Here is a 19,600-nt window from a genome sequence, read left to right on the forward strand (position 1 = left end):
AAGGAGCCAGTCATGCCCATCCCCGTCGTCCAACTGGGCACCGGCAACGTCGGTATCCACGCTCTGCGGGCGCTCATCACCAATCCCGAGTTCGACTTGAAAGGCGTCTGGGTGTCCTCGGACGCCAAGGCCGGCAAGGACGCGGCCGAGCTTGCGGGGCTTAGCGATTCGACAGGAGTGCTCGCCAGCACCGACCTGGATGCCGTGCTGGCCACCGGGCCACAATGCGCCGTGTACAACGCCCTGGCCGACAACCGGCTGCCCGAGGCGCTCGAGGACTACCGGCGCGTCTTGGCGGCGGGGATCAACATCGTCGGCAGCGGCCCGGTGTTCTTGCAGTATCCGTGGCAGGTCATCCCCGAGGAACTCATCAAGCCCTTGGAAGATGCGGCGCGCGAAGGGAATTCGAGTCTCTACGTCAACGGTATCGATCCCGGCTTCGCCAACGATCTGTTGCCACTTGCCCTGGCGGGCACCTGCCAGAGCATTCAGCAGATTCGATGCATGGAGATCGTCGACTACGCCACGTACGACAGCGCCGCGGTCATGTTCGACGTCATGGGGTTCGGCAAGCCGCTGGACGAGGTTCCCATGCTGCTGCAACCCGGCGTGCTCAGCCTGGCGTGGGGGTCGGTGATCCGCCAAATGGCTGCGGGCCTGGGCATTTCGCTCGACGCGGTCACCCAGGACCACGTTCGCATACCAGCCCCCGAGGACTTCGACATCGCCTCGGGTCATATCGCCAAGGGCACCGCCGCGGCGCTGCGCTTCGAGGTGTTCGGCATGGTCGACGGCAATCCCGTCGTCGTCCTGGAACACGTCACCCGGCTGCGCGAGGACCTGTGCCCCGACTGGCCCCAGCCGGCCCAAGAGGGCGGTTCCTACCGCATCGAGATCACCGGCGAACCGTCTTATGCCATGGATGTCTGCCTGAGCAGCCGTAAGGGCGATCACAATCACGCCGGCCTGGTGGCCACCGCGATGCGCGTAGTCAACGCGATCCCGGCGGTAGTCGCCGCGCACCCGGGCATCGTGACGACCCTGGACCTGCCGCTGGTCACCGGGAAGGGGCTTTACCGCCCCAGCTGAGGCACGAGGGCCTTAAACGCCGGAGCCGCCGACGGTCGCGTTGCGATGTTCGGTTAACCTCACTTTATTATTTGGTGGAGGGAATCGAGGTCGGCACGTTGGGGCAGCGCACCCAGGGCTCGCTGAAGGGCAACTGGTATCTGCTCGGGCCTGCGTTCGTCGCCGCCATCGCCTACGTCGACCCGGGCAACGTCGCCGCCAACGTCAGCGCCGGCTCGCAGTATGGCTACCTGCTGCTGTGGGTCATCGTGGCAGCCAATGTGCTGGCGGGCCTTGTGCAGTACCTGTCGGCGAAGCTGGGGCTGGTCACCGGACGCTCGCTGCCCGGCACGATCGGTAAACGGATGGGCCGCCCGGCGCGGTTGATCTATTGGGCCCAGGCCGAACTCGTGGCCGTCGCAACCGACGCGGCCGAGGTGGTCGGCGGGGCCATCGCCCTGCACATCCTCTTCGATTTGCCGCTGCTGGCCGGCGGGTTGATCACCGGTCTGGTCGCCTTGCTGCTGCTGGGGATTCAGGACCGGCGCGGACAGATCATTTTCGAGCGGGTCATCACCGGCCTGTTGCTCGTCATCGCGATCGGTTTCGCGGCGAGCTTCTTCGTCAAGACGGCGCCGCCGGAGGAGATGCTCGGCGGACTGGTACCCAGATTCCAGGGCACCGAAAGCGTGCTGCTGGCGGCGGCCATCCTGGGCGCCACCGTGATGCCGCACGCGGTCTACATGCATTCGGGCCTCGTGCTGGACCGGCACGGGCATCCCGGCGAGGGGTCGCATCGGCGCCTGCTGTTGCGCATCACCCGCTGGGATGTCGTGCTGGCGATGACGGTGGCCGGCACGGTGAACGCCGCGATGCTGCTGATCGCCGCGGTCAACCTGCAGCACCGCGACCTCAGCGCCTCCATCGAGGGCGCCTATGCGGCGATTCACCACACGCTTGGCCCGACCATCGCGGTGCTGTTCGCGGTCGGCTTGCTCGCGTCGGGTCTGGCGTCGTCGTCGGTGGGCGCCTATGCCGGCGCCATGATCATGCAGGGCTTGCTGCGCCGGTCGATTCCCATGATCGTGCGCCGGGTGATCACCCTGGTGCCCGCCCTGGTGATCCTGGCGGTCGGCTTCGACCCCACCCGCGCATTGGTGCTGTCGCAGGTGGTGTTGTCGTTCGGAATCCCTTTTGCGGTGCTGCCTTTGATCAAGCTGACCAGCGACCGCGAGTTGATGGGTGGCGACGTCAATCACCGCATCACGACGATTGTCGGCTGGGCCGTCGGCGTATTGATTAGTCTGCTCAACGTGGTGCTCATCTGGCTGACGGTGACGGGCTGAATGCCGGCGCTCGGGCACCTCTACTTCGCATACGGGTCGAACCTATGCGTCCGGCAGATGGCGCAACGGTGTCCCGACGCCGCGCGGCCGCGACCGGCGGTGCTTGCCGATCACGACTGGCTGATCAACCAGCGCGGCGTGGCCACCGTGGAACCGCTCGCCGGTAACGAGGTGCACGGGGTGGTTTGGCAGATCTCCGACGGTGACTTGGCGACGTTGGACAGCGCCGAGGGTGTGCCGGTGCGCTACCGGCGCGACGAGATGACCGTGCACACCGACGACGGGCCCGCGTCGGCCTGGGTCTACATCGATCACCGGGTCACGCCGGGCCCGCCCCGCCCGGGTTACCTGCCCAAGATCATCGATGGCGCTACCCAGCACGGGCTGCCGCAGCGTTGGGTCGACTTCTTGCGCCGCTGGGATCCCGCCGGATGGCCCGGTCCGAGATCGTCCTCTGCGTCCGGGCCTGGGCCACAGTCACTTTCGGCACTGCTGCGCGAACCTGGGGTGACCGAGATCAGCCGATTGCGTTCGCGTTTCGGCTTTTTCGCGATCCACGGCGGCGGGCTGGAGGAGATGACCGACGTCATCGCCGAGCGCGCCGCCGAAGCCGCCGGCGCATCGGTCTATGCGGTGCGCCATCCGGATCGCTACCCGCACCACCTGCCGTCGGCCCTGTTCGATCCGGCCGAGTCGCCACGGCTCGCCGAGTTCCTCGACCATGTTGACGTCGCGGTGTCGCTGCACGGGTATGGCCGCGACGGTCGGAGCACCCAACTGCTGGCCGGCGGTCGCAATCGGGCATTGGCCGCCCACCTGAACCGGCACATCCAGCTGACCGGTTACCAGGTGGTCACCGACCTCGACGACATCCCGCCGGAGCTGCGGGGCTTGCACCCGCGCAACCCGGTGAACCGGGTGCGTGGCGGCGGAACGCAACTGGAGCTCTCGGCGCGGGTCAGGGGGATCAGCCCGCGCAGTCCGCTGCCGGGCGACGACGGTTTGTCGTCGGTCACCAGCGCCCTGACCCAGGGGCTGGCCGCGGCCGCCCGCAGTTGGTCGATGTCGGATCGTTGAACGGAGATTGTTGGTGGCCAGAGACTTTCGCTTCGGAATGAGCATGCGGTTCTTCAAGTCGCGCGAGGCGCTGCTCGACAAAGCCAAGCGCGCCGAGGACGCCGGCTTCGACATTCTTTGTGTGCCCGACCATTTGGGTGCCGCGGCACCGTTCCCGACGCTGACCGCGGTCGCGATGGTCACCACGACGCTACGGCTGAGCATGTACGTGCTGAACTCCGCGTTCTACAAGCCGGCCCTGCTCAGCCGCGACATGCAGGCCCTGGATCTGCTCAGCGATGGCCGCCTGGAGATCGGGCTGGGCACCGGTTATGTGCGAGAAGAGTTCGAGGCCGCGGAGATTCCCTATCCCAGCGCCGGCGCCCGGGTCGACTACCTCGAGCACATGACGAAGTACCTGAAAGAACACCACCCGTCGACCCCACTCATCATCGCCGGCAACGGTGATCGGGTGTTGACCATCGCCGCCCGCAACGCCGACATCATCGGGCTGACCGGCTCCAAGGTGCGCGACGTCGAGGATCCGTTCGCCGAACGCGTCGAGTTCGTCCGCAACGCCGCGGGAGAACGGTTCGACTCCCTGGAGCTGAACCTGGCGATCACGGCGATGCCACGCGACGGCGAGACCGAGCCCGACCTCAAGCTGACCCGCACTTACGCGCCCAACCTGTCCGACGAGGAGATCCTGTCCCAGCCCTCGGTGCTCAGCGGTTCGCCGCGGGAGATCGCCGACACGTTGCTCGCATACCGCGACAAATACGGCGTGTCGTCCTTCACCGTGCAGGACAACAACATCGGCAACTTCTCCAAGGTGATCGCCGAACTGCGCTGACCGCCGGGGCGATTGCCGCCGGCCTGCCGGTAAGCTCAGGCCGGTCCGCCCCCGTAGCTCAGGGGATAGAGCACGGCTCTCCTAAAGCCGGTGTCGCAGGTTCGAATCCTGCCGGGGGCACAGGTGGTTGTATTACGTCGGGTGATGCGTGACAGTCTGTCTTCGGCTGATGTGTGACAGTGTTTCGGCTGATGCTTGACAGTTAGTTCGGCTGATCCGCGACACTCCTTCGACTGAGGGAGTTGAGCGTGGCAGAGCAGTGCCGAGAAGGTTGGCAGGGGCACCATCTGAGCACCGAGTGAGCGGCCAGATGCACTGTTGCTGGCCTGCCCAAGGTGCGTCCGATATCCGACCAGGTGCGTAAATCTGCGCATCGTGGCAATACAAACAAGGCGAAAGAAAGGTTAAAGCAGACGGGAGGCTACGACGAATGAACCTCGGCATTTCGCGTGTTGGAGAACCCAAGCCGCTGCACGGGCCGAGGACCCTCTTTCCGTCGGCGTTGAGGCAAGTGCGGAACGTGTACGAGATCGAGACCACGCCGCTTCCCGCCTGGCCCAGAGGCGCCAACTGGCGCCAGCACTTCAAAAAGCAATTCTCCGGCCACGACCGGTTCCGGGCTGAACATGACGGGGTCAACAAGATCGAGGCAGCATGCTTGCCCGATGATGAGCCCCACTTGATCGAAGCGGTAGATGCGGCGATTGAGAAGGCTAACGAGGAAGAGGGCACCGTCGCGTACACGGGCAACATCTGAACAGTTGCCCGGGGCGTCGCGGCCCTCCCACGCCTCACCGCCAGAAAGCGAACTCAAGAAATCGCACGACGAAGGACCCGGTGTGTACGCACAGAAAAACGATTAGCGCACGTGTAGCGTTCATCTCCGCACGAATAGGGCAGCGTCTAAGATCACGAGCGGGGGTGCTGGGCTTGGTGTTGAACTTTTTGACCCGTTCGAAACGGGGCGCCGGCGGGGCGGCCAAAAGCCTCGAAATCGACAGTATGCCGCGCGGGGGCCCGGACGCCTCATGGCTGGACCGGCGGCTGCAAACCGATCGTCTGGAATACCTCGACCGCGACGATGTCGACGATCTGAAACGCAAAGTGGTCCGCTCATTGGAGCGCATGGAAAGGTTTTCGGGTACCCAGAAGAACTTCGCGCGCATCGCGCTCGATGAGGTCGCGGAAGTACCCGATCCCAACATCATCGAACTCGGTGCCGGCCACGGCGGGTTGTCGCGAGCGCTGCTGGAGATGCATCCCACCGCCCGAGTGACGGCCACGGACATCGACCCCACATTTGTGTCGACCATCGCCGAGAGCAACCTCGGCAGACACCCGCGTGCGGTGGTCCGCGCGATGGACGCGACCGCCATCGACGCCCCCGATGGCCATTACGACCTCGCCGTGTTCGCCCTGTCTTTACACCACCTGCCACCGCCGCTAGCCGCTCGAGTATTTGCCGAAGGCACCCGCGTCGCGAGCAAACTGCTGATCATCGACCTGTCGCGCCCACCGTCGTTGGTACACATTGCGCGGTTGTCGTTGACCCTGCCGTTCGCGCCGATATTGCCGGTACCGCATGACGGATTCATCAGCGCGCTACGCGCGTACAGCAAGTCGGCGCTGCGGACGTTGGCTCAGTACGCCGACCCGGCGATCAAGGTCGAGCTGCGGGGCGGAAAGACATTCAAACCGCAGATAGTGGTGGCGAGCCGAGTGCCCAGCCGGGAGACGTCGTTCGACAACGCTCAGCTCCCCGACAACAAGGGCCTCAAGGGCCAGCCCACGACGCAGCGGCCGAAACGTCGACAGGCGTCACCCGCTGACAAACTGTCGAGCACCAACTGACGTCATTCGGCTGAGAGCGCTCCCGGCATGTTTCGGGCGCACAGCAACCGCGCGGCCTTACTCCTCCTCCGACGGGACCTCCGCGCGTGCTTGAATCACGACCCGGCTCCACAGCAACGAACGACCAACGTAAATCGAACCGTTCGATCCTCTAGTCTTCCCGGGTCAGGGGGAATAGCCTGCGGTTTATGAAACGAGAAATCGTTGGATTAGCAACGATCATGCTAATGTCCGGCGGTTTGGGTATGGCGAGTTTGGGGCCGGGCGCTGGTATCGCTCACGCCTACACCTATGGCCCATTCCAATGGTGCCCAGGACAAGCTATGCCGAATGATCCACCTCGGTCGGATGCCGACCTAGTTTGGGACATGAGTGTGTGCCACACCTATTACTTCGCCTACGACGTGCGGACTCACGCTCCCGCGCACTACTGGGAAGGTCCTAACCTCTTCCCAACTCCAATCCCGTCACCCCCGCCGCAACCTTTACCACCGGATTGCCCTCCCTGGTCGCCCATCCTGGCGCCGTCACGGTGCGGGGGCCTCTGATAGGCAAAAGGAGAAAGCCTCACGACCGATCCGCCCAGCGTTTCCCTGAGGCGGACCTGAGCCAGGGCGGTCTGGCCCCGATCGCGCCGGCGGCTCAAGGGTGCAGAGCGGTTGCGAGATTCACAATTCCCGTGTAACTGCCAGCTGAGGCATTTACGCTCGAACCGACGAGTCGGGCAACGTCACCAAATTGCATCACCAATCGCGGAGGTTTGGGCGAGCATGTTGTCCCGCGGCGCATCTCACGGCCACGACGGCGTTCAACAGTCACTTGTAGTAGCCGCCTCATGACTGCCCAGTCGATGAGCCGGCATCCGTCCGGATTTGCCGCCGAGTTCCGCCGACTGGCTTCGCAGCGGTGACGTCATGGATGCGGCGAACTTCTTCTACATTCTCTTTGTTGTCTTCTTTGTCGCGATCGGTGGAATCGTGCTCGGGGCGTTGGTCGTTCAGACGAGGCCCGCGAAGGCGAGGGCCGCCAAGGCGAGGACACGAGCGGCAACCGCCAGGAAAGCAGCCGCCCGAGACGCCGATGTTCGCCCTGCCGGAGTCGGGATCGAGGTGGTCCAGGCCGACGGCCCCACCGCGGCGCCGGACTCCGAGGCGGTCGCTCAGCCAAGCAAGTCGGGGAGGCAAGACAACCCAGCGACACTGACCGAGCGCTCGAAGCTGTATCGGGACTTCTGGGAGCAGTTTCTCAATCGGGTCGGCGCGGAGCACCCTGGCTGGACAAAACGGAAAACACCGACACGCGCCTCGCGATACAACCTGCCTACCGGCACGAGCGCGGTCTCCTACTCAACCGCCTTCACGCACCAGGGTCTCGGCGTGCAGCTCTACTTCAGCAGCCCCGATGCCCGTGTCAATTTGGGCCGGTTCGAAGCACTCCATGCGATAAAAGACGAATTCGAGCGGGCCTTGGGCCAGGACGCCGAGTGGGACGACAAGCCCGGCAAGAAGGCCGCCGCCATCTGCGTCACCTCGCAGTTCGACGACGTCGCGGATGTGGATCTGTGGCCCGCGATGCTGGACTGGGTGATGGATCAGCATGGGCGGTTCAGGCAAGCGGTTGAAGCGGTCGGCGGGCTCGGGAGGCTCAAAGAGACGGCGCCTTCCTTGCGTCTGGCAGAAGCCGGCTGACTGGACGTCGCCCGTTCCTCCCCTGGCCGGACCAGGCGGATACGCTGCCGAAAGATGCTGTGTATCAACAATATTGGGCTGCAGCACACCACCGGAACGTTCAGCCCCACGTTGGCCGCGGCGGTGTGGCTTTGGATTTGCCGGCCGACGACAAGTGCACGGCGTGCACGCCCGGCTTCTTGGAGAGCTGGTCCAGGAGGCTTTCCAGATGCGCCTTATCGGTGTGCCAGTGCTGAATCACCTCGGGCGCTTGCTGCAGCTCCGCGAGTACAGCCTTGAGTTTATCGGGAGTCTTGTCGTCACTGTCCGATGCGCGACGGCCGACGTTTCGGGCGCTGCCTTTAGTGAACCCGCGGGGCACGGCACCGCCGAGAGCGCCTCCGGCCAAGCCTGCCAAGGCCATCTCACCCGAGAAGCCACTCACGGCCGCTGGAGCGGCACCCGTGCTAGTGCACTCCAACACACTGGCAGCGAGCTTGACCGCGGGGCTGGCCACGGCCCAGCTCGGCGGCACCGATAGGGCACCGGCTAGGCCCGCACTGCCGACGCTTGCCGACACCGCAGCCCCACTCGCTGCCCCCACCGTCTGGCTACCTGAACCGAGCGACGCGAACAGTGGCGCCTCGAGATCGACCGCTGTGTCGCTCCAGGTCCGTGCCGTTGCCACCAGGCCCAAGCTGAGACTAAGCAACGTGTCATTCACCGGCCGAATGCCTTTGGTGACGAATTCGATGTTCGCGGCAATCCTCGCCAGCGGCGTGGAGTTCAAATTGTTCAAGAACGTTGTCAATGACGACGGATCGGCCGCAGGCGATGGGGCGGGCGACGCGAGGCTTTGCAGCGTTCGCGGTGTGGTCGACATCAGCTGCGACAAGGCCGACTGCGTGTTGGCCGGCGCCGTGCCGGCAGCCTGGGCGACGGCGCCCGATTGACCGGCTGCTCCAACGGGATTGGTGGTTTGCGGCGGCTGGCCAAACGGCGACATCTGCGCGGCAGTCGCAGAGGAACCGGCATAGCCATACATGGCGGCCGCATCTTGCGCCCACATCTGCCCGTATTCGGCCTCGGTCGTTGCGATCGCGGCGGTGTTCTGCCCGAGAACGTTTGTCGCCACCAGTGACGCCAACTGACCGCGGTTTTCCGCGATCGCCGCCGGGGGCACCGTCGCCAGGAACGCGGTCTCATAAGCCGCCGCCGCCGCTCTGGCTTGGGAAGCGGCCTGCTCCGCCTGTGCGCCGCTCGCCCTCATCCATTCCACGTAGGGCGCCGACGCAGCCTCCATGGCCACCGACGACGGACCCTGCCAACCGCTCGACAGGTTCGCGATCACCGACTCATACGATGCAGATGCAGCGTACAGCTGGGCGGCCAATCCGTCCCATGCCGACGCCGCGGCCAACATTGACCCCGAGCCGGGGCCGGCGTACATCCGCACGGAGTTGGTCTCCGGCGGTAATGCTCCAAAATCCATTGCTGCTCCTTGATATGAGCGCGTCAGACTATTCCTGCGCGTCGTCCCCATTGATGACGATGATCGTGGCAGTGGTCGCCGTTCGTCCGAAGGCATTGCCTCCGAACCCTATTCCGCGGCCAGAACCATCACCGGTCGCGACCACGGCGCGCCCCGCCAGGCCTGAAGCGGCCATGTTGCCGAACAGGCTCCCCTGCCCTTCTGCCGTCAGGGCGACCGGAGCAGCGGCGAAATTGGCCTGCGGCAATACTGCGGCAACCGACCGAATTTCGGGGGCTGCCGCAGCCCATCCGCGCGGTACCGACAAAGGTCCTACCGCTGCGGAACGGCCTATACCCGTTGGTATTCCGGCGCTGCCGGTGGTCGTTGTCCCCACTACCCGCGTCTCCGGACCGCGGTCCAGGCCAAGCGACCGCAGCGCCGATCTGTCCCGGTCGAGCCGTTGTCTGGCGCTGTTCACATTCGCCACGTTCTGGGGAACCAGGTAGCTCTCAACGCCCAGCAGATAGGGACTGCCCCCGATGCCGTACAACGAGACGGGCCCCAACGGACCGGTGAGGGCCGAGTCGAACGCGGACAGCAGCGACGGCGGGTCGGCGGCGGCCGTAGGCGTTGCCAGGGTTTGCAACGACTGCGGCACGGACGACATCAACTGTGGCAGTACGGTTTGCGTGCTTGTTGCGGCAGAGCCATCGGTCGCGTGCGCGACCGCAGCGGCCTGTATTGCTGTGCCGGCCGGGTTGACGGTCTGCGGCGGCTGGCTGAGTGGTGTCATCTGTGTAGCGGTCGCCGAGGCGGCGGCATAGCCGTACATCGCCGCCGCATCCTGGGCCCACATTTCGGCGTACTCGGCCTCGGTGGCCATGATCGCCGAGGTGTTCTGACCGAGAAGATTGGTCGCCACCAGAGTCATCAACCGGGCACGATTGGCCGCAACGATAGGCGGAGGCACCGTTGCGGCGAATGCGGCCTCATAGGCAACTACGGCCACTCGCGCCTGAGCAGCGGTTTGCTCGGCCTGGGCAGCGGTCGCGCTCATCCACGCCGCATAAGGCGCTGCCGCGGCCGACATCGCGGTCGACGAAGTACCCTGCCAGCCGCCGGTCAGATTCGAGATCACCGACTCATACGATGCTGCCGCCGAGTGCAACTGGGCGGCCAAAGCATCCCACGCCGCGGCTGCGGCGAGCATCGGCCCCGATCCGGGCCCCATGTACATCCGGCCGGAGTTGACCTCCGGCGGTAAACCCCCGTAATCCATTGATGCACCTCATATTTGATGGCGTAGCGAACTCACCTGCGGAACGGACGGCGACTCGCCATACCCATCGACTGATTCGTTGACCGCACTTTCGTGTTGAGTGCGCAACCACCGGTCCCCATCCAGACCCGCAACGCGGCTGGCTCATTTCCGCCGGTGGGACTAAGGCCGAGCGCTACCACATGGCTTGCTGTGACACACGCGAACTGCAACCGTGGCCCGGATCCGCGCCAGCAGATTGCGGCTCGGGCTACCTGCACGACGCGAGATCTCGCTACGGCGTTGTTCGGCCGTGGGCGACATGCCTGCCTGGTCGGAGTTGCTGTGCAACGCCGATCACGACATGGATGGCTCGGCTTGCGAGGCTAAGATCCGCGGTTGCGCCACGGACGATGCCGTCGGCGTTGCAGGTAGGATTCGACGCGCCGATTATGGCTATCCGCAATGAATTCTATTGCGCGCCAACTATCTTGGCGTGTTTGCTCAGAGATGACTCTGTCGAGGCAGGGACGGGCGTGTGCGAGGTAACGGGCGGCCAACGGGCCGTGACTCAGGCGGCGCAGTACAACTTCAGAGGTCCTCACCGCAAACGCCGAAGGTGAGCTCGAATCGAGATACCTCATTGTTAATGCTCCTGGCTGCACGGGTTTGTGCCGCAACAATTTCTGCTCTGACAATAGATCGCTGACACGAGCGTACTTTTCGTTGTGATGCCCTGTCCAGGTTGCGTTTCTCGATTTCGCCTATTGTCCCGCGCTCGCCGATGCCGCCACCGGTATACAGCAATGACGGCCAAGTCGACACATCGCCGGCTGCGCGGTGACCGACCGGAGAATCTCAAGTCCCACACCAGACGGAAAAGAGGGCTAGCATCGATACCATGCATGCGAGGGAAGAACCGTAGCGCCCCCTTCGTCGGGGCACGAAAGTCGCCGAGTTTGCGATGCGGAAGCTATTCGCGACACTGATGGCCGTTGGAGCCGTGATGCTCAGCGGGGCCATCGCACGCGCTGAGAATCAGCCGGCCCCACCGCCTCCCGGCCCTTCGTTCTACGCACCGAAATGCCTGAGTTTTGACCCCAATCCGCCCGCGCACTGGAACTACCTGCCCTGCGGGTGGACGACGGACGGTAAGCGATGGATTCCGCTGCCACCGCAGTAGCCGATACCCCCACGGCAGACTTACCGAAAAGCATTGAGCCGCTGGCTAACTGATCTTGCAAAGCAAATTTCCGGCAGCTAACGCCGCAGACGCCCGCATCCCCCCGGGCGTCTGCGAGCGAAAGCGTCCGGTCACTCGACAGTCGTTGTTCGCCGGCAACGGCGCTACGGCAGCACGGTGTGCATCAGCATCACGTCGTAGGCCGACCACAACGACAGGTTGAAGTACAGGTCTCGGCCCGACGACCAAGGATGGATCATCGGCGCATAGATGCCACCGGGCATTTGGAAGGATGACACCAGCGGTTGCTCAGGGCTCCACGGCCCCTGGGGCGTCGGCGCGGTCCGCGCCACCACGTCGTTGCTGCCTCCGTCGGTGTACAGCACCAGGTACTGCTTGAGATAACTGTTGTACTGGGCCGACATTTCGCCAACGGGGCCCGGGAAGATCGGCGTCGCCGCGCCTGGGTTGTTAGCCACCCAATGGCCGCCGTTGTCGCCGTTCCAGTACTGGTACTTGGTCAGGTCGGGCAATTGATTCGGCGGGACGCGCGAGAGGAACGCCGCGCCGCCGCGTCCGGAGGGGGTGCCGAACTGGTAGAGGTAACCGTCGTTCCCCTTCATGAACGCGCCCATCTGGAAGTTCTCGTTTCCCGGCGTAAACCCCGCTCCCGGAATGGCATCCGGCGAAGCGGTACGAATGGTTGTCGGGAAGATCCCCCAGTTCTGGCCGTTGTCGTTGGACCGGGCGATCGCCGAGTAGTTCGTCGACCATTCGCCGTCGCGGCCCCACTGGCGAATCGACATGTAGCTCATGTACTGGGTCCTGCCCATCGACATCGCCGCGGTCGGGATGATCCCAGTCTCGTGCGCGGCTTTGTGGATGGTGTTGACGACCTGCTTGGAAAGTCCGGGCGCCCACACCGGCGAGCCGGAATACCTGTCGTTCGGCACACCGTCGGCGATGTGAATGCCCTTGGACAGGTCGTGGTCGTTGCTGCGGAACAGGGTGTTGTAGCGCCACTGCTGGCCGTGCACCTTGCAGTAGCCGAAGGTGTCACCGAAGGCCATCAGCACCTGGCGGTTGGCGGGATCACCGTTGTCCCAAGCAATTCCGAGGTCGGTACCGGAGATGCTGAAACGTTGCAGGGTTTTGTTGGGGCCGTTCGGTCCGGTCACCCAGTCGACGAGCGACGTCGGAGCCCCCGCGATCGAAGGAGGCGGCGGTCCCGGCTCGGGCGGCGGCTGGGGCTGTGGCTGCGGTTGCGGAACGGGAGCGGCGTTGGGGCGCAATTGGTTTGCGTTGGGCGGTAGCGGGACGCCGGGCGCGGGCGGATTGGGGCCCGGGGGCAGCACCTCGGCTTGCGGATGCAGCGGTGCGGAGTACTGGCGGCCCGGAGCGGCCGGTTTGAGCAGTGACGAGATCAGTGGCCCCAGCCTCGGTAGTGGCGCCTGGTCATTCGTGTGGGTGGGCCGGCGCCCGGTCGGCGGCTGCACGACCGGCTGGGGCGCGGGCATGGCCGGGGGCGCGGCGGGAGGGTCCACGTTCGCCTCGGGCGCCCCGCACGGTGTGGCGTTTGCAACCGGCGCGGGCCCCACCACGAGGACGAATCCGATAGCGGCCGCCGACGCCATCGATAGCGACACACTTCGCAGAAACGCCGACATGTAGCACCTTTCGAGGGGTAGGACACCGCGATGACGTCCCTTAGCTGGCCCATGTGACGATAGTGATTGGCGGGGCAAATGTGACCAGTGATGAGCTGATAGGTATTCATCCGTGACCGTGTCGCAACGCGACGGTCCCCGCCCACGCCGCGGTCCGCAGATGATTAGCTCATCACTCATGCGAGCGAGATGAGAAGCGTTAAGGCCTTTGCCGTCGTGGCCGCTAACCGGGTCAAAGGGCGCCCGGCATGGTGCCGAAATGGGCCGCGGTCGGCGTCACCGCCAGGTGGCTGATCGCTCGACCGTCCGGCTGTGTCGCGGTGAGCGGGCGCCTCGCCACATGCCTCGCGGCAATGGCGCGGCGGTCGGGGGACGCGGCGGGTGGCGACATCGCCAGATTTGCTGGGCGCCCCCGGGAAGCCGGTGGCGGTGCGCGCCTCGGCGCAGGCGGTTGGCGCGTCGGACTCCGTCGGAAGCCGAGCGGCGACGCGAGCCGCCGATCGGTACAAGCGCACCACATTGCCGCAGCTCAGCCTTGCACCGGCACAATTCTCCGAAGCTCTATTGCACACGCGCGTAACGAAAATCGTCGGCCGCCCGGTGCGCGCCAACGGTGTCGCACAAGCGAACGAGTTAGGGTCCGCATGTTTGTCGACCCCCATCGGTGGCAATGATGCAACAGAGGCGTGTGCGTCGGCCGGCCTGCGCACCCGTCTAGGTCCCGTCGGTTCAGCCCGAGAGCCGACGGGGCCGCCCCTTTTTCTCGGCTCTTGGCCGACCCGCATCGGGTGGCCGATAGCGCTGAACATCCCCGCCGTCCCGGAGTACCGTCGGCGTATGGATGACTCGGCCGGTGTGTGGATTCTCGGTGGTTATCAAAGCGATTTCGCTCGCAATCTCACCAAAGAAGGCCGCGACTTCGCCGCGTTGACCGCCGAGGTCGTCGACGCCACGCTGACGGCGGCCGGGGTCGATGCGGCCGACATCGAGGTGGTCCACGTCGGCAACGCCTTCGGCGAGATGTTCGCGCGTCAGGGCCACCTCGGGGCGATGCCGGCTACGGTCTGCGACGGCCTCTGGGATACACCGGCTTCACGACACGAGGCGGCGTGCGCCTCCGGCAGCGTGGCGGCGCTCTCGGCGATGGCCGACCTGCGATCGGGCGCCTACGATGCCGCGCTGGTGATGGGCATCGAGTTGGAGAAGACCGTCCCCGGCGACACCGCCGCGCAGCATCTGGGTGCGGCCGCGTGGACCGGGCACGAGGGGGCCGACGCCCGCTACCTATGGCCATCCATGTTCGCGCAAGTGGCCGACGAGTACGACCGGCGGTACGGCCTGGACGACGCGCACCTGCGGGCCATCGCACAGCTGAACTTCACCAACGCGCGGCGGAACCCCAACGCTCAAACCCGGGAATGGATCGTCCCCGACCCGATCACCGACGACGACGCGAGCAACCCGATCACCGAAGGCCGGCTTCGTCGATTCGACTGCAGCCAAATGACCGATGGCGGCGCCGGATTGGTACTCGTCAACGACGCGTATCTGCGCGACCATCCCGATGCGCGCGCGATCGCCCGAATCGACGGGTGGGGCCATCGCGCCGTCGGGTTGGGTCTGCGACAAAAACTCGACCGCGCCGATGGCGACCCGTACGTCCTGCCCCATGTGCGGGCCGCGGTACTCGACGCGCTGCGCCGCGCCCGGCGCACCCTCGACGACGTCGACGGATTCGAAGTGCATGACTGCTTCACCCCCAGCGAGTACCTGGCGATCGACCACATTGGGCTGACCGGCCCGGGTGAATCGTGGAAGGCAATCGAGAACGGCGAGATCGAGATCGGCGGCCGTTTGCCGATCAATCCCAGCGGCGGCCTGATCGGCGGCGGACATCCGGTCGGAGCCTCCGGCGTGCGGATGCTGCTTGACGCGGCCAAGCAGGTCAGCGACGACGCCGGCGAATACCAGGTCGATGACGCCCAAATTTTCGGCACGCTGAACTTCGGCGGCAGCACCGCCACCACAGTGAGTTTCGTCGTCAGCGGCACCGGAGGCGAGTGAGAATGGATGTTGAGATCGTCGGCAAGTTCCTTTCCACGCTGCCTGAGGACGACGAGCATCCCTACCGGACCGGACCGTGGCGGCCCCAGACCACCGAGTGGGACGCCGACGACGTCCGCGCTGTCGAGGGCGAAATCCCCCGCGATCTGGACGGCGTCTACCTGCGCAACACCGAGAACCCGCTGCATCCGGCGCTGAAGACCTATCATCCGTTCGACGGCGACGGCATGGTGCACGTGGTCGGCTTCCGTGACGGAAAGGCGTTCTACCGCAACCGTTTTATCCGCACGGACGGGTTTCTGGCCGAGAACGAGGCCGGTGAGCCGCTGTGGCCGGGTCTGGCCGAGCCCGTGCAACTGGCGCGGCGCGAACAGGGGTGGGGCGCACGTACCAAGATGAAGGACGCGTCGAGCACCGACGTCATCGTCCACCGCGGGATCGCGCTGACCAGTTTCTACCAGTGCGGCGACCTGTACCGGATCGATCCGTATTCGGCCGCCACGCTGGGCAAGGAGTCCTGGAGCGGCGGCTTCCCCGTCGAGTGGGGTGTGTCCGCACATCCCAAGGTAGACAACAGAACCGGTGAACTGCTGTTCTTCAACTACAGCAAGCAAGAGCCGTACATGCATTACGGCGTGGTCGACGAACACAACCAGCTGGCGCACTACGTCGACATCCCGCTGCCCGGTCCGCGTCTGCCCCACGACATGGCGTTTACCGAGAACTACGCCATCCTCAACGATTTCCCGCTGTTCTGGGATCCCCAGCTGCTCGAGCACGACGTGCACCTGCCGCGCTTCTACCCCGACATCCCGTCGCGGTTCGCGGTGATCCCGCGCCGCGGCGGCACCGCAGACATTCGCTGGTTCGAGGCCGACCCCACCTTCGTGCTGCACTTCACCAACGCCTACGAGGACGGCGACGAGATCGTGCTCGACGGCTTCTTCGAGGGCGATCCGTCCCCGCTCGATACCGGCGGGACGAAGTGGGAGAAGCTGTTTCGCTTCCTCGCCCTCGATCGCCTGCAGGCACGGCTGCACCGGTGGCGGTTCAATCTGGTCACCGGGGCAGTACGAGAAGAGCGGCTTTCGGAGTCCATCACCGAATTCGGCACCATCAATCCCGAATGCGTCGGCGGCGACTACCGCTACACCTATGCCGCCACCGGCAGGCCAGGCTGGTTCTTGTTCGACGGCCTGGTCAAACACGACCTGCGCGCCGGAACCGAGGAGGTGTTCTCGTTCGGTGAGGGCGTCTACGGCAGTGAGACCGCGATGGCGCCACGCGTGGGCGCCGTCGGTGAGGACGACGGCTACCTGGTCACCCTCACCACCGACATGAACACCGACGCCTCCTACTGTCTGGTCTTCGACGCGTCCCGCGTCGGTGACGGCCCGGTCTGCAAACTTCAACTGCCCGAACGCATTTCCAGTGGGACCCACTCCACCTGGGCGCCCGGTGCGCAATTGCGGCGCTGGGACACCTCCGACTCGGCCGCTGCCGCGATCGGACTGTGATGCGCACCGGCAGGCGCCGCCACACACACTGGCCACTGCAACTCGCGCCGATCGGCGCCATCCGTTTCGCGCGCCGCTCCGCACATTTCGCTGAAACCGTGCAGTTTTACCGCGATCTGGTCGGCCTGCCGCTCTACGAGACCTTCGGGGACAGCTACGGAAGCAACGGCGCGATCTTCGGGTTGCCCAGCTGGAACCTCACCATGGAAATCGTCGAGGCCAGCGACGACGTCGCGGTGGACCCCCACGAACAGCTGTGTCTGTACTTTCCCGACCAGCAGTCGCAGCAAGCCGCCCTCGCGCGCCTGCGCGACGCCGGCGTCGAGCCCGTCGAGCAGCACCCGTACTGGGCGGCGACGGGGGCGGCCACCTTCCGCGACCCGGACGGACGCGAAATCGTGTTCGCGCCCTTCGTATTCGGTGTCAACGAGCCCGAGAGCAGCGGCGCCTCGGGACAGCACGAATTCCCACCCGCCTGAAAGTCAGCGACCGGGCCGGCCGGAAGCCAAGGCGGCGATGACGGCCACCAGCGAGCAGCCGACCGCACCGACGGCCGCGCCCGCGCCGACGTACAGCCCGTATTCGGCCGACACCGGCGGATTGACATTGAGCTTGTAGTACCAGACCGTCAGTGCCACGATCAGCAACGAAATCAGTAGTGCGGCAACCGAAGCGAGCCTCACCGATAAACCACGACCCATCATGGCGCCGACCACCAACAGCGTCGAGGCCAACAGCACGATCAGCTGACCCGCGCCGAACCCCCGCGGCAGCTCCAAGTTGCCGTGGGCGCCGCCGATGGCGTTGGCCCAGCCCCCGCCGTTCACCCGCGTCCGCAGCCACGGCAGCCATGCGCTGGCCGACACCATGACGGCGAAAAGGGCCACCAGCCAACCGGGACGCAGTCGGCGAGTCATGCTAGCGAGACTAACGGACTGCGGGGCCGGCTCCCGTGAGCGAGCGTCCCGCTAGCGTGGCGCAACTCGCCGACGGCCACGCCGGCGTGACGCTGCCGTCCAGAGACGCTAGGCCTGCAGCGAGGACAAGTTGAAGATCGCACCCGTCGGATCGCTGGCGGCGGCCAGCCGTCCGTACGGGGTGTCCTCGGCGTCGCGCACCACCGCGCCGCCGTTGTCGGCGATGACCCGCAGGGTCTTGTCGACGTCCTCGGCACCGAAGAAGATCACCCAGTTCGGCGGGATCTCCTCCGGCAAGAAGGCGCCGTCCATCACGCCGAGCAATTGCTCGTCACCGAATCGTGCCGTGCTGTAACGGAATTCGTCGGTGTCGGACACAGTCTCGGTCTGCCATCCCAGAACCTCGCGGTAGAAGTCGAGGGCCGCGTCGTAGCCGCGTGTGGTCAGCTGGTGCCACACCGGGGCACCCGCCGCCCCGATGAGCTCGAAGCCGCGGTGTTCCAGCGGCTGCCACAGCCCGAAGACCGCGCCGGCGGGGTCGGTCGCGACGGCCATGTGGCCCTTGGCGGGCACCTCGATCGCCATGCACACCGCACCACCGGCCCCGGTCACGGCCGCGAGTGTGGTGTCGATCTCGGCGGTGTGGAAGTAGGTGGCCCAGCGGTCGGGCGACTCGGCTTCCGGCCGATTGGCCATGATGCCGGCCACCGGGTGACCGTCCTTGGCGGCGTTGACGTAGCCGTGGTACTCGGGTCCCGCGGACTCGAACGTCCAGCCGAAGACCAGGCCGTAGAACTCCTGGGCGCGGCCGACGTCGGATGTGGTCAGATCGATCCAGCATGGAGCGCCCAGCGGGGCGCAGTCACGGATAGGCACGGTGACCTCCTGGTGGTGTCCTGGGCCCGAAGGAAAGGGCTTCACACTATCGACTGCCGCCGCGCCCGAAACTCATCGCCGGCGATCAGCGATGAGCCGCACCGTCTCCGTTGGTGCTCGGGTCGGCCCGGGTGAACACCGTGACGAAGTTCTCCAGCGATTGGTTGATGTCGCTGCGCAGGGCGGCGGCGACGATCATGCCGATGGGGCCGAACAGCGCCGGGCCGCCGAGGTGCACGTCGAAGCTGACGACCGACCCGTCGTCCTTGGGTGCGATCTTGGCCATCAGCTTGACCTTGACCCCACCGACGCCGTCGCCGTTGAGCGTCATGCCCTCGGGCGGCTTGTAGCGCACGACCGTCCATTTGATCCGGCTGTACATGCCCTTGACCTCGACGATCGACTCGACGACCGTGCCCTTTTCGATCTCGTCGGGCAGGATGCTGCGCCACACCCGGTGGATGGTCAGCCAGTCCTTGTACCGGGACAGGTCGGAGGCGTGCTGCCAGGCCACCTCGGGTGGCAGCGGGACATCGATGGATCCGGAGAGCTTCGCCATCGCTCAGTTCTGCTGGTCGCCGGGGTCCGCAGCGCCGGTGGCCTTCTTGGCCTGCTCCTGCACCTGGTGGATGGTGTCGGTGTACTTGCCCTGCGTCTTGTCGTCGACGAACTCGCCGGCCTTGTCGATCGCCATCTCGACCTTGTCGGCGTTCTGCGACAACAGGTCCTTTGCCTTGTCCAGGAATCCCATGCACCCTCCCTTTTCCCCGGCATCGTACTTGGCCGGCGAGGGCCCGCTGCGG

At 65.6% G+C, this 19,600-nt stretch carries 17 protein-coding genes, 1 tRNA gene and 1 pseudogene; 12 read left to right on the top strand and 7 right to left on the bottom strand.

All coding sequences use genetic code 11. The features are described 5' to 3' along the window. Positions 1-12: 12 nt before the first annotated feature. The 8 genes and pseudogenes from AC5Y30_RS12710 (at position 13) to AC5Y30_RS12745 (ending at position 7,862) form a co-directional block, all read left to right on the top strand. Positions 13-1,089, top strand: coding sequence for an NAD(P)H-dependent amine dehydrogenase family protein (locus AC5Y30_RS12710; RefSeq protein ID WP_499918511.1), 1,077 nt, complete (start codon positions 13-15; stop codon positions 1,087-1,089). Between the two features lie 74 nt (positions 1,090-1,163). After that, complete coding sequence (locus AC5Y30_RS12715; RefSeq protein ID WP_499918512.1) at positions 1,164-2,414, top strand: Nramp family divalent metal transporter; 1,251 nt, start codon at positions 1,164-1,166, stop codon at positions 2,412-2,414. Continuing rightward, complete coding sequence (locus AC5Y30_RS12720) at positions 2,415-3,491, top strand: poly-gamma-glutamate hydrolase family protein (RefSeq protein ID WP_499918513.1); 1,077 nt, start codon at positions 2,415-2,417, stop codon at positions 3,489-3,491. Between the two features lie 7 nt (positions 3,492-3,498). Beyond that, positions 3,499-4,323, top strand: coding sequence for an LLM class F420-dependent oxidoreductase (locus AC5Y30_RS12725; protein ID WP_499918514.1), 825 nt, complete (start codon positions 3,499-3,501; stop codon positions 4,321-4,323). Between the two features lie 47 nt (positions 4,324-4,370). Next, a tRNA-Arg gene (locus tag AC5Y30_RS12730) sits at positions 4,371-4,443 on the top strand. Positions 4,444-4,753: 310 nt separating this feature from the next. Then, positions 4,754-5,080, top strand: coding sequence for a hypothetical protein (locus AC5Y30_RS12735; protein WP_499918515.1), 327 nt, complete (start codon positions 4,754-4,756; stop codon positions 5,078-5,080). Positions 5,081-5,325: 245 nt separating this feature from the next. Then, positions 5,326-6,042, top strand: a pseudogene (locus AC5Y30_RS12740) (class I SAM-dependent methyltransferase); the annotation flags it as partial. 1,046 nt (positions 6,043-7,088) lie between these two features. Then, positions 7,089-7,862, top strand: a complete 774-nt coding sequence (locus AC5Y30_RS12745; protein ID WP_499918516.1) for a DUF4268 domain-containing protein — start codon at positions 7,089-7,091, stop codon at positions 7,860-7,862. 100 nt (positions 7,863-7,962) lie between these two features. On the opposite strand, the gene AC5Y30_RS12750 is transcribed toward AC5Y30_RS12745, so the two are convergent. Together AC5Y30_RS12750 and AC5Y30_RS12755 are read right to left on the bottom strand one after the other, a co-directional pair. Further along, positions 7,963-9,333, bottom strand: coding sequence for a PPE family protein (locus tag AC5Y30_RS12750; RefSeq protein WP_499918517.1), 1,371 nt, complete (start codon positions 9,331-9,333; stop codon positions 7,963-7,965). A gap of 28 nt (positions 9,334-9,361) precedes the next feature. Then, a complete protein-coding gene (locus tag AC5Y30_RS12755) occupies positions 9,362-10,594 on the bottom strand; it encodes a PPE family protein (RefSeq protein ID WP_499918518.1) in 1,233 nt (410 codons plus the stop codon). 943 nt (positions 10,595-11,537) lie between these two features. On the opposite strand from AC5Y30_RS12755, the gene AC5Y30_RS12760 reads away from it, so the two are divergent. Continuing rightward, positions 11,538-11,756 carry a hypothetical protein gene (locus AC5Y30_RS12760; protein WP_499918519.1) on the top strand — a complete coding sequence of 73 codons (219 nt, stop codon included), beginning with the start codon at positions 11,538-11,540 and terminating at the stop codon, positions 11,754-11,756. 164 nt (positions 11,757-11,920) lie between these two features. Here AC5Y30_RS12760 and AC5Y30_RS12765 read toward each other — a convergent pair whose 3' ends face one another. After that, positions 11,921-13,423, bottom strand: coding sequence for a glycoside hydrolase family 183 protein (locus AC5Y30_RS12765; RefSeq protein ID WP_499918520.1), 1,503 nt, complete (start codon positions 13,421-13,423; stop codon positions 11,921-11,923). Between the two features lie 837 nt (positions 13,424-14,260). Here AC5Y30_RS12765 and AC5Y30_RS12770 point away from each other — a divergent pair. The 3 genes from AC5Y30_RS12770 to AC5Y30_RS12780 are packed head-to-tail and all read left to right on the top strand — an operon-like array spanning position 14,261 to position 17,483. Beyond that, the gene (locus tag AC5Y30_RS12770) at positions 14,261-15,487 is read left to right on the top strand and encodes an acetyl-CoA acetyltransferase (RefSeq protein WP_499918521.1); all 1,227 of its coding nucleotides are present in this window, start codon (positions 14,261-14,263) and stop codon (positions 15,485-15,487) included. 2 nt (positions 15,488-15,489) lie between these two features. Beyond that, the gene (locus AC5Y30_RS12775; protein ID WP_499918522.1) at positions 15,490-17,004 is read left to right on the top strand and encodes a carotenoid oxygenase family protein; all 1,515 of its coding nucleotides are present in this window, start codon (positions 15,490-15,492) and stop codon (positions 17,002-17,004) included. Then, the gene (locus AC5Y30_RS12780; RefSeq protein WP_499918523.1) at positions 17,004-17,483 is read left to right on the top strand and encodes a VOC family protein; all 480 of its coding nucleotides are present in this window, start codon (positions 17,004-17,006) and stop codon (positions 17,481-17,483) included. Before AC5Y30_RS12775 ends, AC5Y30_RS12780 begins: the two co-directional genes overlap by 1 nt. A 3-nt stretch (positions 17,484-17,486) precedes the next feature. Here the strand turns inward: AC5Y30_RS12780 and AC5Y30_RS12785 are convergent, their stop codons facing one another. The 4 genes from AC5Y30_RS12785 to AC5Y30_RS12800 form a co-directional block, all read right to left on the bottom strand. Then, positions 17,487-17,921 carry a hypothetical protein gene (locus AC5Y30_RS12785; RefSeq protein WP_499918524.1) on the bottom strand — a complete coding sequence of 145 codons (435 nt, stop codon included), beginning with the start codon at positions 17,919-17,921 and terminating at the stop codon, positions 17,487-17,489. 108 nt (positions 17,922-18,029) lie between these two features. Further along, a complete protein-coding gene (locus AC5Y30_RS12790; RefSeq protein WP_499918525.1) occupies positions 18,030-18,797 on the bottom strand; it encodes a VOC family protein in 768 nt (255 codons plus the stop codon). An 85-nt stretch (positions 18,798-18,882) separates the two neighbouring features. Continuing rightward, positions 18,883-19,356, bottom strand: coding sequence for a type II toxin-antitoxin system Rv0910 family toxin (locus AC5Y30_RS12795; RefSeq protein WP_499918526.1), 474 nt, complete (start codon positions 19,354-19,356; stop codon positions 18,883-18,885). 3 nt (positions 19,357-19,359) lie between these two features. Further along, on the bottom strand, positions 19,360-19,548 hold the full coding sequence (locus AC5Y30_RS12800; protein WP_499918527.1) for an antitoxin: 189 nt from the start codon (positions 19,546-19,548) through the stop codon (positions 19,360-19,362). Positions 19,549-19,600: the final 52 nt, after the last annotated feature.

Source organism: Mycobacterium sp. NGS27, from assembly GCF_059813005.1.